Origin of the sequence: Leisingera sp. ANG1 (genome assembly GCF_000203975.2) — a bacterium.
Taxonomy (GTDB): Bacteria; Pseudomonadota; Alphaproteobacteria; order Rhodobacterales; family Rhodobacteraceae; genus Leisingera.
The window spans coordinates 36,628-52,538 of record NZ_AFCF02000002.1 but is presented as its reverse complement, the minus strand read 5'-3'; the positions used below and the strand labels follow the sequence as shown (position 1 = coordinate 52,538).

Here is a 15,911-nt window from a genome sequence, read left to right as displayed (position 1 = left end):
CCGGTTTCAGAACCGGGCGGCTTGTAGTTCCGCCAAGGTAGGGATGACATCAGCCGTACCGTGCCGTGTGACCATAAGAGCCCCCGCGCGGCTGGCTTGCGCCGTTGCCTCTGCCACTGTCAGCCCCAGATCCAGACCAGACAGAACGTAGCCGGTAAAGGTATCGCCGGCGCCGGTTGTATCAACCGGCGTGACCGGCAAGGCTGGCACGTCACTGACAGCGCCCGTCTCCCCGTTAATATGCCGCGCACCCTTGGCACCCAGGGTAATGATCACATCCGTGATGCCCAACGCCCCAGGTTCCTTTCCCGTGGCTTGCTGAAGCTGCTGCGCTTCGACCTCATTCAAAATCAGGAAATCCAAGTATGGAAGGACCGACTGCACAGCGTCTGCATCAAACGGAGCGGCAGCGTAGCAGACGCGCAACCCTTTGAGGCGGCCCAGCTGCGCCGCCTCTGCCTGCATGCTGGTTTCGTTCTGCATGACAAGAATGTCACCGGACTTCGCTAAGGACAGAGCCTTCTCTACCTGCTTTAGACTCAGCGCCCGGTTGGCACCGGGGAACAGGATGATCTGGTTTTCTCCCTCAGGTTCCACCGCAATGATGGCATGCCCGGTTGGAGTGTCCGTCTGGACAATGTGGCCGATGCCGACCCCATACTCCTTAAGACGCTCCACCGCCCATTCACCGTCAGGCCCCACAGCACCGATATGGTACACGTCACTGCCGGCGCGAGTGGCAGCAACAGACATGTTGGCACCTTTACCGCCAAGGAAACGGTCAAGGCCGCGGGCGGCAAGGGTTTCCCCCGCCGCCGGCAGATGCGGCATTCTATAAACCATGTCCGCATTGATAGAGCCGAGATTCCAGATCGCCATGTCAGATCACCCGATATTGCAGGCCGCCAGCACCGCCATGTTCAGAATGTCATTGGTCGTGGAGGTGGTCGAGCAGATCTGGATCGGCTTGTCGATACCGGACAGAATCGGACCGATCACGGTGGCACCGCCCATCTCCTGCATCAGCTTGACCGAGATCGAAGCCGAGTGTCGGGCCGGAACGATCAGGATATTGGCAGGACCGGTCAGGCGCTGGAACGGGTAATACCGCTGCGCGCGCTCATTCAATGCCACGTCCACGGTCATCTCGCCTTCATACTCGAAATCCACCCCGCGCTGGTCCAGAACAGTCGGCGCGACATGCATCTTTTCAGCACGCTCCGAAACCGGATAGCCGAAGGTGGAAAAGCTGACAAAGGCCACCCGCGGCTCAAGCCCCATGTGACGGGCAACCACGGCGGCGCGCTCTGCGATGTTGGCCAGGTGGTTTTCATCCGGCCATTCGTGCACCAGCGTGTCGCCGATCAGCACGATCCGGCCCTTGTGCAGCAGCGCGGTCACACCAGCCACACCGTGGTCGGCATCGGCATCAAACACATGGTTGATCCGGTCCAGAACATGCGCCGACTTGCGAGTTGCGCCGGTAACCAGGCCATCACCATGCCCGTGCGCCAGCATCAAGCTGGAGAACACATGCCGGTCGCGGCCAACCAGGCGGTGGATATCCTTACGGTCAAACCCTTTGCGTTGCAGGCGGTTATACAGGAAATCCTTGTATGCCTCGAAATGCGGCGTGTTGGCAGCGTTGATAATCTCCAGTTCACGCACCGCATCGCCAAGTCCGGCTTTTTCCAGCTTGACGCGCACGTCTTCCTGGCGGCCCACAACCAGCGATTTACCGAAACCGGAGCGCTGGTACATAACCGCGGCCCGCAGCGCCCGGGGATCGTCACCCTCAGCAAAGATCATTCGCGACTGGGCGGAGCGCGCACGGGCGTTCAGGCCGCGCAGGATCGACGCCGTCGGATCCATGCGAGATTTCAGGCCAACCTCATAGGCATCCATGTCCACGATGGGGCGCCGCGCCGCGCCGGTATCCATACCTGCCTTGGCCACAGCCGGCGGAATCCGGTGGATCAGCCGCGGATCAAACGGAGTCGGAATGATGTAATCGCGGCCAAAGGTCAGCGACTTGCCATAGGCCAGCGCCACCTCGTCCGGCACATCCTCACGCGCCAGCGCCGCAAGCGCATGGGCGCAGGCAATCTTCATCTCATCATTGATGGCGCGGGCATGAATATCCAGTGCGCCGCGGAACAGATACGGGAAGCCAAGAACGTTGTTGACCTGGTTCGGGTAATCCGAGCGGCCAGTGGCAACGATGGCATCCACCCGCACTTCATGCGCCTCTTCCGGTGTAATCTCCGGATCCGGGTTTGCCATGGCGAAAATCACCGGGTTGTCGGCCATGGAGGCCACCATCTCCTGGGTCACCGCGCCTTTGACCGAAACGCCAAGGAACACATCGGCTCCGCGCATCGCTTCCTCCAGGCTGCGCAGATCAGTGCTGATCGCATGCGCCGATTTCCACTGGTTCATACCCTCGGTGCGGCCTTGGTAGATTACACCCTTGGTGTCGCAGACGATGCAATTTTCATGCCGCGCACCCATCGCTTTCAGCAGTTCGATACAGGCAATGCCCGCCGCGCCGGCGCCATTGAGGACGATCTTCACATCCTCGATCTTTTTCCCCGACAGATGCAAAGCGTTGATCAGACCCGCTGCGCAGATCACCGCGGTGCCATGCTGGTCGTCGTGGAACACCGGAATGTCCATCTCTTCCTTGAGCTTCTGCTCAATGATGAAACATTCGGGTGCCTTGATATCTTCCAGATTGATGCCGCCAAACGTCGGGCCCATCAGCTTGACCGCTTCGATGAACTTGTTCGGGTCCTCGGTGTCCAGCTCGATGTCGATTGAGTTGACGTCAGCGAACCGTTTGAACAGGACGGATTTGCCTTCCATCACCGGCTTGGAGCCCAGTGCGCCGAGGTTGCCCAGACCCAAAACAGCCGTGCCGTTGGAGATCACCGCAACCAGGTTACCTTTGTTGGTATAATCATAGGCTGTCTCTGGATTTTCGGCGATCGCTTCACAAGGCACCGCAACGCCCGGAGAGTATGCCAGCGACAGATCCCGCTGTGTGGTCATCGGGACGGTGGCATTGATCTCCCACTTACCCGGAGACGGCTCCAGGTGGAACGCCAGGGCTTCTTCATCGGTGATCTTGTTCTTGGGCATTTAATTACGTGTCCTCTCCTCGTCGCGGACCGTCTTAGCCCAGCCCACGGCGCCCCTCAATCCGCGGTTTCAAGAATCTGTATCGCCAGATTTTAGAAAAAAGCGGCTAAAAGACGATAGATTCCGTCAGGTTTTCGCCTCAAAGCAGACCGCGGAATGCTGTAATTTCTTAATAGGTATTAACGCGCACCTGTCTCCCAGGTGGCGCTATGGCCTGAAATTCAGAGGCCTGCAAGCAAGGGCCAGAACGGCGTTTGTCCGCCCGCAAAGGGCATAGGATCAAAGGAAAAGTGAGGAATGATAAGCTTCCACAACAATTCCGGTGCGATGGTGGCCTTGCAGACATTGGGCGGAGTCAATTCTCAGCTCAATCAAACGCAAGACAGCATTTCCACCGGTCAGACCATTAACTCAGCGCAAGATAACGCGGCCCTCTGGGCAATTTCCGAGCTGATGAACTCGGATATTTCCGGCTTACGCTCGGTGTCGGACTCATTGTCGCTGGGCGAAGCTACCGTGGCGGTTGCCTCAGCCGGGGCAGAGCAGATCACCGAAACCCTGACTGAAATGCGGTCACTTGCAATCATGGCCAGCAGCGGAATGGGCGACTTCAGCAAATATGAAGCGGCCATGGCAAAGAAGACCGAGCAGATCAATTCGATCATCTCGTCTTCCGGCTTCAATGGGGTGAACCTGCTGAAAACCGATGTCGACGGGGCCGGCGGCGCTGGACTGACAGTACCGTCAGCGATTTCCAGCGACGGCACCCTCAGCACCCTCAGCGTGGACGGTGTGGACTTTGAAGGCAGCCCGCTGTTCGATCTCGGTGGCCGAACCGCAATCACAGACAGCGCAAGTGCTCTAACTGCATTGGGCGAAATCGAAGGCTTTCTTGCCTACGCAATCGAAGGCTCGGCGGCTTTGGGGTCGAGTGCCAATCAGCTGGCTGGCCAGGGCGACTATGTCAGCAAGCAATCTGATGCGCTCACCCGCGGTGTCAGCTCCATGATCGACACCAACATGGAGGAAGCTGCAACCAAAATGCTGGCGTTGCAAGCACAGCAACAGCTGAGCACCCTCTCGCTCTCCATCGTCAACACGATGCCTGACACTCTGCGCAATCTCTACTGACAGCAGGCTGCCGCCGGCGCGCTGGCGGCAGCCATATCCGGGTTTTCCTCGCTCCGCCCCCATTGTAGATGTCTTGCAAAGACGACCCCGGGGGACCTCCAATGACCGTAACGCCCATGATGGCGCAATATCTCGAGATCAAGGAAGCGCATGCGGATGCGCTGCTTTTCTACCGGATGGGCGACTTCTACGAAATGTTCTTTGAGGACGCCGTCAACGCAGCCGAAGCGTTGGACATCGCACTGACCAAACGCGGCAAGCACAACGGTGAAGACATCCCGATGTGCGGTGTGCCGGTGCATGCAGCCGAAGGGTATCTACTGACTCTGATCCGCAAGGGATTCCGCGTTGCGGTAGGTGAACAGCTGGAAAGCCCAGCCGAAGCCAAAAAACGCGGCTCCAAATCTGTTGTGAAGCGAGATGTGGTGCGACTGGTGACCCCAGGTACCCTGACCGAGGATTCCCTGCTGGAAGCCCGCCGTCACAACTTCCTGGTTTCCTACTCCGAACTGCGCGATGAGGCTGCGCTGGCCTGGGCCGATATCTCCACCGGCGCATTTCACGTGATGCCGGTTGCACGGGTGCGCCTGTCTCCAGAGCTGGCCCGCCTCGCGCCCTCAGAGCTGATTGTTGCAGATGGCCCAGCCTACGAGGCCGCCCGCCCGCTGGCCGATGAATACAAGATCCCGCTGACCCCGCTGGGCAAATCAAGCTTTGACAGCACCGCTGCGGAAAAGCGCATCTGCACCCTGTTCAGCGTCAGCGCTCTGGACGGCTTTGGCACCTTCACCCGCGCTGAAGTTTCCGCAATGGGCGCACTGATCGACTATCTGGAGATCACCCAGAAGGGCAAACTGCCGCTGCTGCAGCCCCCCCAGCAAGAGGCACAGGACCGGGTGGTTCAAATCGACGCCGCCACTCGCCGCAATCTGGAACTGACCCGGTCCTTATCCGGCGGCCGGGCCGGTTCTCTTCTGTCTGTCGTAGACCGGACCGTCACCCCCGGCGGCGCCCGCTTGCTGGAACAGCGGCTGTCCAGCCCATCGCGCAATCTGGACACCATTCATCAGCGGCTGACCGCCCTCGACTTTGCTGTTGAAAATACGCGCAAAGCCGAAGACCTGCGCGCTGCACTGCGCAAGACACCGGACCTTGACCGTGCGCTCTCGCGTCTCGCGCTGGAACGCGGCGGCCCTCGCGATCTGGCCGCCATCCGAAACGGTTTGTCACAGGCAGAAGTAATCGCGGACCTCTGCACCAGTTTGGATCTGCCGGACCTGATATCCGGCGCCATATCCAATCTGCAAGGGTTCGATGATCTGGTATCACTGCTTGACGCTGCACTTGTAGCAGAACCACCGCTGCTGGCCCGCGATGGCGGCTTCATTGCAGCCGGCTATGACCCTGAGCTGGACGAGGCCCGCACTCTGCGCGACGAGGGCCGATCGGTAATCGCGTCAATGCAAAAGCAATACGCAGAGCACACCGGCGTCGCCTCGCTGAAGATCAAGCACAACAACGTGCTGGGCTACTTCATTGAAACCACCGCAACCCACGCCGACAAGATGATGTCGCCCCCCCTCAACGAGACCTACATCCACCGCCAGACCACAGCAAACCAGGTCCGGTTCACCACGGTAGAGCTGAGTGAGATCGAAACCCGTATTCTCAACGCGGGCAACCTGGCGCTAGAGATCGAAAAAAGGCTCTACGCAAGGCTTTCTGGCGCCATTCTGGACAATGCCGCGCGCCTCAACACTGCTGCGCGGGGACTGGCAGAACTGGACTTGCTGACGGCACTGGCCGATCTGGCACGCGGCGAAAACTGGATCCGCCCCAAGGTCGACAACAGCCGTGCGTTTAACGTGGAAGGCGGCCGTCACCCGGTTGTGGAACAGGCCCTGCGCCAGCAAGGCGGAGAAGCTTTCGTCGCCAACGACTGCGATCTGACCGCGCAGGGCGGCGCCGCAGTCTGGCTGCTGACCGGTCCCAACATGGCTGGTAAATCGACCTTCCTGCGTCAGAACGCATTGATAGCCCTGCTCGCCCAAATGGGCAGCTATGTCCCGGCCGAGGCCGCACATATCGGCCTTGTCAGCCAGCTGTTCAGCCGCGTCGGTGCCTCTGATGATCTGGCCCGCGGCCGCTCCACATTCATGGTGGAAATGGTCGAGACCGCCGCGATTCTGAACCAGGCAGATGACCGCGCTCTGGTCATTCTCGATGAAATCGGCCGCGGCACTGCCACCTATGACGGCCTGTCCATCGCCTGGGCGACACTGGAGCATCTGCACGAGGTGAACCGCTCCCGTGCACTCTTTGCCACCCACTACCACGAGCTGACCCAGCTTGCCGCCAAACTGGAAGGTGTTGAGAACGCCACCGTAGCAGTCAAGGAATGGGAGGGCGAAGTGATCTTCCTGCATGAGGTGCGCAAGGGCGCCGCTGACCGTTCTTATGGCGTTCAAGTGGCCCAGCTCGCCGGCCTGCCTGCAACTGTTGTCGCCCGCGCCCGCGACGTCCTCGACATGCTGGAGCAAGGCAGCCGCGAAGGCGGGTCCAAGATCCAGATCGACGACCTGCCGTTGTTCGCAGCCGCCCCGCCACCACAGCCCAAGGCACCGGCGGGCCCCTCGCCGACCGAAGAGCTCCTCGCCAGCATTCACCCGGACGAGCTTTCTCCCAGGGAAGCACTTGAAGTGCTCTACAAGCTCAAGGAAGCTGCGAACTAAAGCAAAGGGCGGGTCCAAACGGACCCGCCCTTTCATCTTTCAAAAATACTCCCGCCGGAGGCGCAGGCCCGCCAGGGTCTGCTCATCAGCTGGCCGGGGTCGAGGACACACCCACCTGCGCCGCGCGCAGCAGACGGTCGTGCAGCATGAATCCTTCCGCTGAGACCTGAATGATGTCACCCGCCTTGGTGCCCGGTACAGGCGCTTCGAACATTGCCTCATGTACTTGCGGATCGAACTTGTCGCCAACCTCGGGCGACACAATCCGGATTCCGTGCTTCTCAAACACGCCAAGCAGCGAACGCATTGTCAGTTCCACGCCCTCAATCAGGGCGGCGGACACCTCGCGCTGCTCGTCGGTGGCCGCTTCAATCGCGCGCTTCATGTTGTCATAGACCGGCAGCATGTCACGGGCCAGTTTCGACCCGCCATAGTTCTCTGCTTCGCGGCGCGCCTTATCGCCGCGCTTGCGGGCGTTTTCCGCATCCGCCAGCGCCCGCATGAAGCGGTCCTTCAGCTCATCCCGTTCCGCCCGGAGCGCATCAAGTTCCAGCGAGGCATCATCAAATTCCTCGGTTTGCGCAGCCAGCTCTTCAGCTTCGGCGGCGGCGATGTCATCCAGAAAGTCTTCGTCCTTGAGCTCTGCCATGTTTCACCTCTAACTCCGGTCGGACAACAGTTTGCCGACCAGCTGTGCCGTGTAGTCCACGATCGGCACAATCCGTCCGTAATTCAGGCGCGTTGGGCCAATCACCCCAACCGCACCGATGATCTTTCGATCCGCGTTCATATAGGGAGACACCACCAAAGAGGAACCCGAAAGTGAGAAAAGTTTGTTCTCCGACCCGATAAAAATGCGCACACCCTCGCCTTCTTCGGTCAGTTCCAGAAATTCGGCAATGTCCCGCTTGCGTTCCAGATCATCGAACAGCGTGCGGATCCGCTCCAACTCCTCGGCTGCTCCAGTCTCGGCCAAAAGATTCGCGCGGCCTCGCACTATCAGTCGTGCCTGTTCGCTGCCTTCCTCTTCCCAGACAGCCAGTCCGCTTTCGATCATCGCATGTGCAAGACTGTCGATTTCCTGACGCCGGGCGGAAATCTCTCTCTGGATCTGCCGTTGCACCTCGCTCAGTGTCTTGCCTTCGATCAGTGCATTCAGGAAATTTGCGGCTTCACGCATCGAACTGGGCGTCTGCCCTGGCGGCGGTGTGAATAGCCGGTTCTCCACATGACCGTCAGAAAATACCAGAACCACCAGTGCGCGGTCATGCGCCAAAGAGACAAACTCAATGTGCCGGATCTCCGCTTCATGCTTGGGTGTCAGCACTAGGGAAGCGCCTTGCGTGACACCAGACAGTGCAGCGCCAACCCGGTCGAGCATCCCGCCAACGTCACCTGCATTCCGGCCTAGAGTCGCATCAATCTTCTCACGGTCTTTTACGTTGAGATCGCCAACTTCCAAAAGACCATCAACAAACATCCTGAGGCCCATCTGCGTGGGTACCCTGCCGGCGCTGACGTGCGGGCTGTCCAGCAGGCCAAGGTATTCAAGATCTTGCATAACGTTACGCACGGTAGCTGCGCTGACCTTTTCACTCAGCGAACGGGTCAGCGTGCGGCTGCCAACCGGATCGCCGCTCTCTAGATAGCTTTCCACCACTGCGCGGAACACGTCCCGGGAGCGGTCATTCAAGTCCTTCAGAATGTTGTTCGGATCGCTCATCAGCCTGCCAGCATTTCTTCCGGTCTAAACATAGGAACCCGGCTCCAAAATGTCATTAAAGAGCACTTCGGGAAAAGGTCAATCGGGCTTGCATAGCCCCGCGTCCGGGGGATATCCCCAAGCCAACAGCAAAAGGAAGTGCCATGCGACCCTCAGGACGAGAACTGAATGAAATGCGCCCTGTCTCGATCGAGACCGGCTTCACCAAACACGCCGAGGGCTCCTGCCTGATCAAGGCCGGCGACACCCATGTCCTGTGCACCGCCACCATCGAAGACCGCGTGCCGCCCTTCATAAAGGGTACCGGCCTGGGCTGGGTTACCGCCGAATACGGCATGCTGCCCCGTGCCACAAACACCCGGATGCGCCGCGAAGCAGCCTCTGGCAAGCAGGGCGGGCGCACAGTGGAAATCCAGCGCCTGATCGGCCGCGCGCTTCGGGCCGGCGTCGACCGCGTTGCCCTGGGCGAGCGCCAGATCACCATCGACTGCGACGTCCTGCAGGCCGACGGCGGCACCCGCTGCGCCTCGATCACAGGCGGCTGGGTTGCCCTGCGTCTGGCCGTCAACAAATTGATGAAAGCTGGTGATGTGCATATCGATCCGCTGGTGGATCCTGTGTCGGCCGTTTCCTGTGGCATCTATGCCGGCCAGCCGGTGCTGGATCTGGATTACCCCGAGGATTCCGAGGCCGGCGTGGACGGCAACTTCATCATGACCGGATCCGGTAAGCTGATCGAAGTACAGATGTCTGCCGAGGGCTCCGTCTTTTCCCGCGACCAGATGAACCAGCTGATGGACCTGGCCGCTAAAGGCACCTCCGAGCTGGCAGAAATGCAGAAGGCCGCCTGCAAATGACCCGCAAACTGGAAGGCGGCAAGCTGCTTGTCGCCACCCATAACAAGGGCAAGCTGAACGAGATCTCCGAAATCCTCGCCCCCTTCGGCGTGCAGGTTGTTGGCGCCGGCGAGATGAATTTGCCGGAACCCGAGGAAACCGAGGACACATTTGTCGGCAATGCCCGCATCAAGGCCCACGCTGCCGCCACGGCAACCGGCCTGCCGGCCCTGTCCGATGATTCCGGCATCACCATCGACGCACTCAACGGAGCGCCCGGCGTCTACACTGCCGACTGGGCCGAAACACCGAACGGCCGCGACTTCAAGCTGGCAATGACCCGCGCCAATGATGAGCTAACCGCTGCCGGAGCCAGCGCGCCGCGCACTGCCCAGTTCCGCTGCACCCTGGTGATTGCGTGGCCCGACGGACATGACGAAGTGTTCGAGGGCGTGATGCCAGGTCAGCTGGTCTGGCCGATCCGCGGCGAACACGGCTTTGGCTACGACCCGATGTTCCAGCCTGACGGCTTTGACATCACCTGCGCCGAAATGGACCCGGCGGAGAAGAACAAGATCAGCCACCGCGGCAAGGCGGTGGCCCAGTTCGTCCAGGGCTGTTTCGGTGGATGACTGGCGCAATGGGGGCTTTGGCCTTTACGTGCATTGGCCTTTTTGCCAGGCCAAATGCCCCTATTGCGATTTCAACAGCCATGTTTCGGCAAGCATAGACCAAAAGCTATGGGTTAGAGCCTATCTGAGCGAACTTGACAGACTCTCAGAGCAGCTTTCCGGTCGTGTTCTGAACTCGATTTTCTTTGGCGGCGGCACCCCTTCCCTCATGCGGCCGGACACTGTGGCCGCTGTTATTGAGCGCGCACGTGAAATTTGGCCTTTCGCCAATGACATAGAGATATCTCTTGAAGCAAACCCTGGATCTGTTGAAGCCGGCCGTTTTGCGGGCTACCGCGACGCAGGCGTAAACAGGGTCTCCATGGGCATACAGGCCCTGAACGACGAAGACCTGCGCCGGCTTGGTCGTATTCACAGCGTTGCAGAGGCCAAAACAGCTTTCGACATAGCCCGTAAATGTTTCGATCGCGTGAGCTTTGACCTCATCTACGCGCGTCAGGGGCAAACATTAAAATCTTGGCAGGCGGAACTGCGCGAAGCGCTCTCCATGGCCATCGACCACCTGTCGCTCTATCAGCTTACCATCGAAGAAGGCACTGCCTTTGGCGACCGGTATGCCCGCGGCAAGTTGCGCGGGTTGCCGGAAGACGACACGGCAGCAGATATGTACCAGGCTACCCAGGAGGTCTGCGCCGGCTTCGGTATGGCTGGCTATGAAATCTCGAACCACGCCAAGCCCGGAGCAGAATCACGCCACAACCTGATCTACTGGCGCTATGGCGACTATGCCGGCATCGGCCCCGGGGCCCACGGACGTCTGACCTTGAACGGCCTGCGTCATGCCACTGAAACCCATCTGGCGCCCGGGGCCTGGTTGAATGCTGTGAGTAGTGGCAACGGGGAATCCCTGCGAGAGAAACTAAACCGGGAAGATGCTGCGGCTGAATACCTCATGATGGGGATGCGCCTGTCTGAAGGTCTGGATATGGGGCGATACAGCCAGCTTTCGGGGTGCAAATTTCCAGAAGACCGGCTGCATGATCTTGCACAAATGGGTATGGTGACTATCTCTGGCCAGAGGCTTCGCGCGACTGACCAGGGCCGCGCGGTATTGAATGCGGTACTCCGCGAACTGTTGATGGATTGAAGCAATGCGTTTCCTCTACGCCGGCCTGGGATTATTCTGCGTCGCCTTGGCCGTCATTGGCATTGTTCTCCCCCTGCTTCCCACCGTTCCATTCTTACTTCTTGCAGCGTTCTTCTTCGCAAATTCCTCTGAGCGCCTGCACAACTGGATCGTTGATCACAACGTCTTTGGTCCTATGATCATGGACTGGCGCGATCATGGCGCTATCCGGCCGGGTGCAAAAAAGGCGGCAACCCTGTCGATTGCCGCCGTCTTTGGCCTGTCTCTGCTGTTGGGCGTCCCCGGTCACGTGCTGGGGATTCAAACAGTAGTTCTGTCAACCGTGCTTCTCTTCATCTGGACCAGGCCTAACGGCTGAGCAGATTGCACAGTTCGTCCAACTGATCCAGGCTCTCATAGCTGATCGTCACCGCACCCGCCTCACCGCCAGGCTTGTGATCGATCGAGACCTTCATTTTCAGCATCGCTGACAAGTCGCCCTCCAGTGCCCGGGTATCGGCGTCCTTTTCTGGAGCTTTACGAGGTTTCTTGGCACCGGCCGCCTGAATGCCAGCCGCGTCTTTTTTCACCAATGCTTCAGTAGCACGAACGGACAAACCACCCTTCACGATCTTTGCCGCTAATTCTGAGGCATGATCCGAAGTGATCAGAGCGCGGGCATGGCCCGCGGACAGTTTGCGTTCCTGAACCAGGATTTGGACATCTTCCGGAAGGTGCAGAAGGCGCACAAGATTGGCGATGTGGCTACGGCTTTTCCCCAGCGCCTCTGCCATTTTTTCCTGCGTATGCCCGAATTTTTCCATCAGTTGCTTGTAGCTCTGCGCCTCTTCCATCGCGTTCAGATCCGAGCGCTGGATGTTTTCGATGATGGCAACTTCCATCATCTCCAGGTCGGAATAATCGCGGATCAGAACCGGAACTTCGTGCAACTGGGCTGCCTGCGACGCGCGCCAGCGGCGCTCACCAGCAACAATCTCATACTTCCCGCCAGGACGGGGCCGAACGATCAGTGGCTGAAGAACCCCCTTCTCCTTGATGGAAGCCGTCAGGTCATCCAGGTCTTCCTGCAGGAATTGGCGCCTCGGCTGGTTCGGGTTGGCAATGACATTTTCGATTGGCACCAGTATTTCCGCATTTCGTGGTGCTTCAGCCTGCGTGCTGACTGGCGCAGGGTTCACATCTGCCATCAACGCCGACAACCCCCGGCCAAGTCCGCGTGGTTTTGTCTTTTTGTCTGCCATGGTTGCCTCCGGTCCGTATTCTGCATTTACGCCGCTATCTTGTGATGTTTATTCAGGATTTCTTCTGCCAGTGCGCGATAAGCCTGTGCACCCTGGGAGTTGCTGTCATAGTTCAATACGGGCTGTGCGTAAGACGGTGCCTCACTCACACGCACGTTGCGCGGGATCTTCGTTTGGAACACAAGATCACCCAAATTATCCCGTGCGTCCTGCTCAACCTGTTGCGACAGGTTATTGCGCCGGTCGAACATGGTCAGAACGATTCCCTCAATCCGCAGATTCGGATTCGCCGACTGCCGGACTTCCCGGATCGTCAGCATCAACTGTGTCACGCCTTCCAGCGCAAAGAACTCACTTTGCAATGGCACTAGGACTGAATGCGCAGCAACCATCGCATTAACTGTCAGCAAATTCAGGGATGGCGGACAATCAATCAGAACATAATCCCAATCATATTCATCCATAGCCGTTTGCCGAAGAGCATCGTGCAATAGGAAACTGCGCTTCTCATTGGTGAATAGTTCGATATCGGCAGAACTGAGATCAACAGTCGCTGGAATAATGCAAAGATCCTCAATCTCCGTTTGCCGGATAACATCCGACAAAGATGCGTCCTCAACAAGGAGATCATAAGTCGTCAGGTCCCGATCCGACGGTTCAATACCCAATCCTGTGGAGGCATTGCCTTGCGGATCCAGGTCGACAACCAGTACCCGCAGCCCGCATTCCACCAACGCTGCTGCAAGATTTATGGCTGTTGTTGTCTTCCCTACCCCGCCTTTCTGATTTGCGACCGCGATGATCCGAGGCCCCTCCGGGCGGGAAAAATCAGACACGTTCTACTCCCCTGATTTTCAGGATTACTGCTTCTGGCTCAGTCAAACTTTTAGTCGTTTCCAACTCGAATCGCCATTGCTGCCGAGCGTTATCCACTTCTTTTTTCCAGTTCTCACCTTTGGGGAACACACAAACGCCATCGGCCGCGAGATGACGCTCTGCGAAACCCAAGAGATCACTCAATCCGGCAAGTGCCCTGGCAGACAATACATCTGCGCTCTGCGGTTCAACCTGTTCAATCCGGCTGCTCAGGACTGTAATCGATGCGCCGCACTCTCTGGCCGCTGTTCGAAGGAAGGCAGACTTGCGTTGATCACTCTCGATCAACGTTATCTTGGTTTCCGGAGTTTCATCCGCGGCGAGCAACGCAACCACAACTCCAGGAAATCCTCCGCCGCTGCCGATGTCGACCCAATGCTTCGGCGCGTCGACACTGCGGAAAACTTGAACAGAATCCGCTATATGACGCGTCCAGAGTTCGTCAAGACTGGAACGGGAGACCAAGTTGATCTTCGGATTCCACTTGCGAATAACTCTTTCAAAGATCTCGAGGCGTTCAAATGTTTCACGTGAAACACTGAGGTCATCTAGGAGCTTCTTGCTGCTCATCCAGTCTTCTCCTGCCCCGATTTCCCCTTGCGAAGACGGGCAAGGATCAGCGCAAGGGCAGCGGGAGTCATTCCGTCGATCCGAGCGGCTTGGGCCAGGGTTTCCGGACGCACTCGCGCTAGCTTCTGTTGAAGCTCTTTGGAAAGACCGTCGACATCTTCAAAAACAAAGCCCTTCGGGATCACATGACCTTCATCACGCTTCATTGCGGAGATTTCCCGCTCCTGACGCGCAATATAATTTGCATAGAGGGCGTCCCGCTCCATCTGCCGGCGAATCTCCGGATCCACTTCATCCAAGTCAGGCATCAGTTGGATCACATTTTCAAAAGTGACATCAGGAAAAGCCAGAACATCCAAACCAGTCCGCCTATTGCCATCCTGATTGATCCGGATACCCGCAGTTGCCACCTGTTTGGGTGTAAAAGTCTCGGACTCAAGTCTCTTTCGAGCTGAGACTAGTTGTTCATTCTTCTTCTCAAAGGCCCGCCGACGTTCTTCTCCGGCACACCCCAGATCAATCGCCATCGGTGTCAGCCTCTGATCCGCATTATCAGCCCGAAGGGACAATCTGAACTCCGCCCTTGAGGTGAACATCCGGTAAGGCTCAGTAACGCCGTTGGTCGTAAGATCATCGATCATCACACCGATGTAGCTGTTCGACCGGCTGAAGGTGATAGGCGCTCTTTCCCTGGCCCGGTGCGCCGCGTTGAGCCCCGCGACCAGTCCCTGCGCAGCGGCTTCCTCATAGCCAGTCGTTCCGTTGATTTGTCCTGCAAGATAAAGGCCAGGAACATCCTTTAGCGATAGATCTAACTGGAGCGCTCTTGGATCGACATAGTCATACTCAATCGCATACCCCGGCTGCAGGATGTCTGCGTGCTCAAGACCTGAAATCGACCGGACATATTCCTCCTGCACCTCCACAGGCAGGCTGGTGGAGATGCCATTGGGATACACGGTGTGATCCGTCACCCCTTCTGGCTCCAGAAAGATCTGATGGCTTTCCTTGTCCGAGAACCTCACAATTTTGTCTTCAATCGAGGGGCAATACCGCGGTCCGACCCCTTCGATATGTCCGCCATACATCGCGGATCGTTCCAAGTTCCGGCGGATTATGTCGTGGGTTTTGGCATTGGTATGCGTAATGCCGCAAGACACCTGCTGCGCATTCAGGGTTTTAGACAGAAAGGAAAAGAAGACAGGATCATCATCTCCCGGCTGGGCGTCCAAACTCTCCCAGTTAATGGTCCGCCCATCCAAGCGTGGCGGCGTGCCAGTTTTAAGTCGACCGAGCGGAAGTTCAAAACTATCAAGGCGCTCAGCCAATTTGACAGACGGTTTATCTCCCATCCGGCCGCCTGGCTTCGACACATCTCCAATGTGAATAACGCCGCGAAGAAACGTGCCTGAGGTCAGCACAACCGACTTAGCTGGGATTTCGCTGCCGTCAGCCAGCACAACGCCGGCAACAGTTTCTCCGGACATCAGAAAGTCTGTTACTTCGCCTTCCACGATGTCCAGGTTCTGTTGAGTTTCCGTCAGCCGAAGCATTTCCAGGCGATAGATAGCTCTATCCGATTGGGCCCGCGGCCCTTGTACGGCAGGTCCCTTTCTGCGGTTCAGCAACCGGAACTGAATTCCTGCCAAATCAGCAACACGGCCCATGACGCCATCCATTGCGTCAATTTCCCGGACCAAGTGCCCTTTGCCCAAGCCACCAATTGCCGGGTTGCATGACATTACTCCGATGCCGTCACGGTTCAAGGTCACCAGTGCAGTTGCGGCGCCCATTCTCGCCGAAGCATGGGCAGCTTCGGTACCGGCGTGGCCGCCGCCAACTACAATCACGTCATACGATGAATGTTTCACGTGAAACACTC

The 15,911-nt window shown here is 58.2% G+C and carries 14 protein-coding genes; 6 read left to right on the top strand and 8 right to left on the bottom strand.

The genetic code is table 11. The annotated features are described in order from the left end of the window. Window positions 1-6 precede the first annotated feature (6 nt). Together GC1_RS05725 and GC1_RS05720 are read right to left on the bottom strand one after the other, a co-directional pair. Window positions 7-879, bottom strand: a complete 873-nt coding sequence (locus GC1_RS05725) for a ribokinase (protein WP_019295301.1) — start codon at window positions 877-879, stop codon at window positions 7-9. A 6-nt stretch (window positions 880-885) separates the two neighbouring features. Then, on the bottom strand, window positions 886-3,141 hold the full coding sequence (locus tag GC1_RS05720; protein ID WP_019295302.1) for an NADP-dependent malic enzyme: 2,256 nt from the start codon (window positions 3,139-3,141) through the stop codon (window positions 886-888). Between the two features lie 297 nt (window positions 3,142-3,438). On the opposite strand from GC1_RS05720, the gene GC1_RS05715 reads away from it, so the two are divergent. Then, a complete protein-coding gene (locus GC1_RS05715) occupies window positions 3,439-4,272 on the top strand; it encodes a flagellin (protein WP_019295303.1) in 834 nt (277 codons plus the stop codon). Window positions 4,273-4,373: 101 nt separating this feature from the next. Continuing rightward, window positions 4,374-7,004, top strand: coding sequence for a DNA mismatch repair protein MutS (gene mutS / locus GC1_RS05710; protein WP_019295304.1), 2,631 nt, complete (start codon window positions 4,374-4,376; stop codon window positions 7,002-7,004). An 85-nt stretch (window positions 7,005-7,089) separates the two neighbouring features. Here the strand turns inward: mutS and GC1_RS05705 are convergent, their stop codons facing one another. Together GC1_RS05705 and hrcA are read right to left on the bottom strand one after the other, a co-directional pair. Then, on the bottom strand, window positions 7,090-7,653 hold the full coding sequence (locus GC1_RS05705; protein ID WP_019295305.1) for a nucleotide exchange factor GrpE: 564 nt from the start codon (window positions 7,651-7,653) through the stop codon (window positions 7,090-7,092). A gap of 9 nt (window positions 7,654-7,662) precedes the next feature. Then, window positions 7,663-8,727, bottom strand: coding sequence for a heat-inducible transcriptional repressor HrcA (hrcA, locus tag GC1_RS05700; RefSeq protein ID WP_019295306.1), 1,065 nt, complete (start codon window positions 8,725-8,727; stop codon window positions 7,663-7,665). Window positions 8,728-8,870: 143 nt separating this feature from the next. Between hrcA and rph the strand changes: the two genes are divergently transcribed. The 4 genes from rph to GC1_RS05680 are packed head-to-tail and all read left to right on the top strand — an operon-like array spanning window position 8,871 to window position 11,700. Beyond that, window positions 8,871-9,584 (top strand): ribonuclease PH, encoded by a 714-nt coding sequence (gene rph / locus GC1_RS05695; protein WP_019295307.1) that lies wholly within the window; start codon window positions 8,871-8,873, stop codon window positions 9,582-9,584. Further along, window positions 9,581-10,195, top strand: coding sequence for an RdgB/HAM1 family non-canonical purine NTP pyrophosphatase (gene rdgB / locus GC1_RS05690; protein ID WP_019295308.1), 615 nt, complete (start codon window positions 9,581-9,583; stop codon window positions 10,193-10,195). Before rph ends, rdgB begins: the two co-directional genes overlap by 4 nt. Further along, a complete protein-coding gene (hemW, locus tag GC1_RS05685) occupies window positions 10,188-11,342 on the top strand; it encodes a radical SAM family heme chaperone HemW (protein ID WP_019295309.1) in 1,155 nt (384 codons plus the stop codon). The genes rdgB and hemW overlap by 8 nt, the downstream gene beginning before the upstream one ends. A 4-nt stretch (window positions 11,343-11,346) precedes the next feature. Continuing rightward, window positions 11,347-11,700 (top strand): YbaN family protein, encoded by a 354-nt coding sequence (locus tag GC1_RS05680; RefSeq protein ID WP_019295310.1) that lies wholly within the window; start codon window positions 11,347-11,349, stop codon window positions 11,698-11,700. Here the strand turns inward: GC1_RS05680 and GC1_RS05675 are convergent. The 4 genes from GC1_RS05675 to mnmG are packed head-to-tail and all read right to left on the bottom strand — an operon-like array spanning window position 11,690 to window position 15,900. After that, a complete protein-coding gene (locus GC1_RS05675; protein WP_019295311.1) occupies window positions 11,690-12,583 on the bottom strand; it encodes a ParB/RepB/Spo0J family partition protein in 894 nt (297 codons plus the stop codon). The genes GC1_RS05680 and GC1_RS05675 overlap by 11 nt on opposite strands. A gap of 26 nt (window positions 12,584-12,609) precedes the next feature. Next, window positions 12,610-13,419: a ParA family protein gene (locus tag GC1_RS05670; RefSeq protein ID WP_019295312.1), complete on the bottom strand. Its 810-nt coding sequence runs from the start codon at window positions 13,417-13,419 to the stop codon at window positions 12,610-12,612. Then, window positions 13,412-14,029 carry a 16S rRNA (guanine(527)-N(7))-methyltransferase RsmG gene (gene rsmG, locus GC1_RS05665; protein ID WP_019295313.1) on the bottom strand — a complete coding sequence of 206 codons (618 nt, stop codon included), beginning with the start codon at window positions 14,027-14,029 and terminating at the stop codon, window positions 13,412-13,414. The genes GC1_RS05670 and rsmG overlap by 8 nt, the downstream gene beginning before the upstream one ends. Continuing rightward, window positions 14,026-15,900: a tRNA uridine-5-carboxymethylaminomethyl(34) synthesis enzyme MnmG gene (gene mnmG, locus GC1_RS05660; RefSeq protein ID WP_029204730.1), complete on the bottom strand. Its 1,875-nt coding sequence runs from the start codon at window positions 15,898-15,900 to the stop codon at window positions 14,026-14,028. Before mnmG ends, rsmG begins: the two co-directional genes overlap by 4 nt. Window positions 15,901-15,911 lie beyond the last annotated feature (11 nt).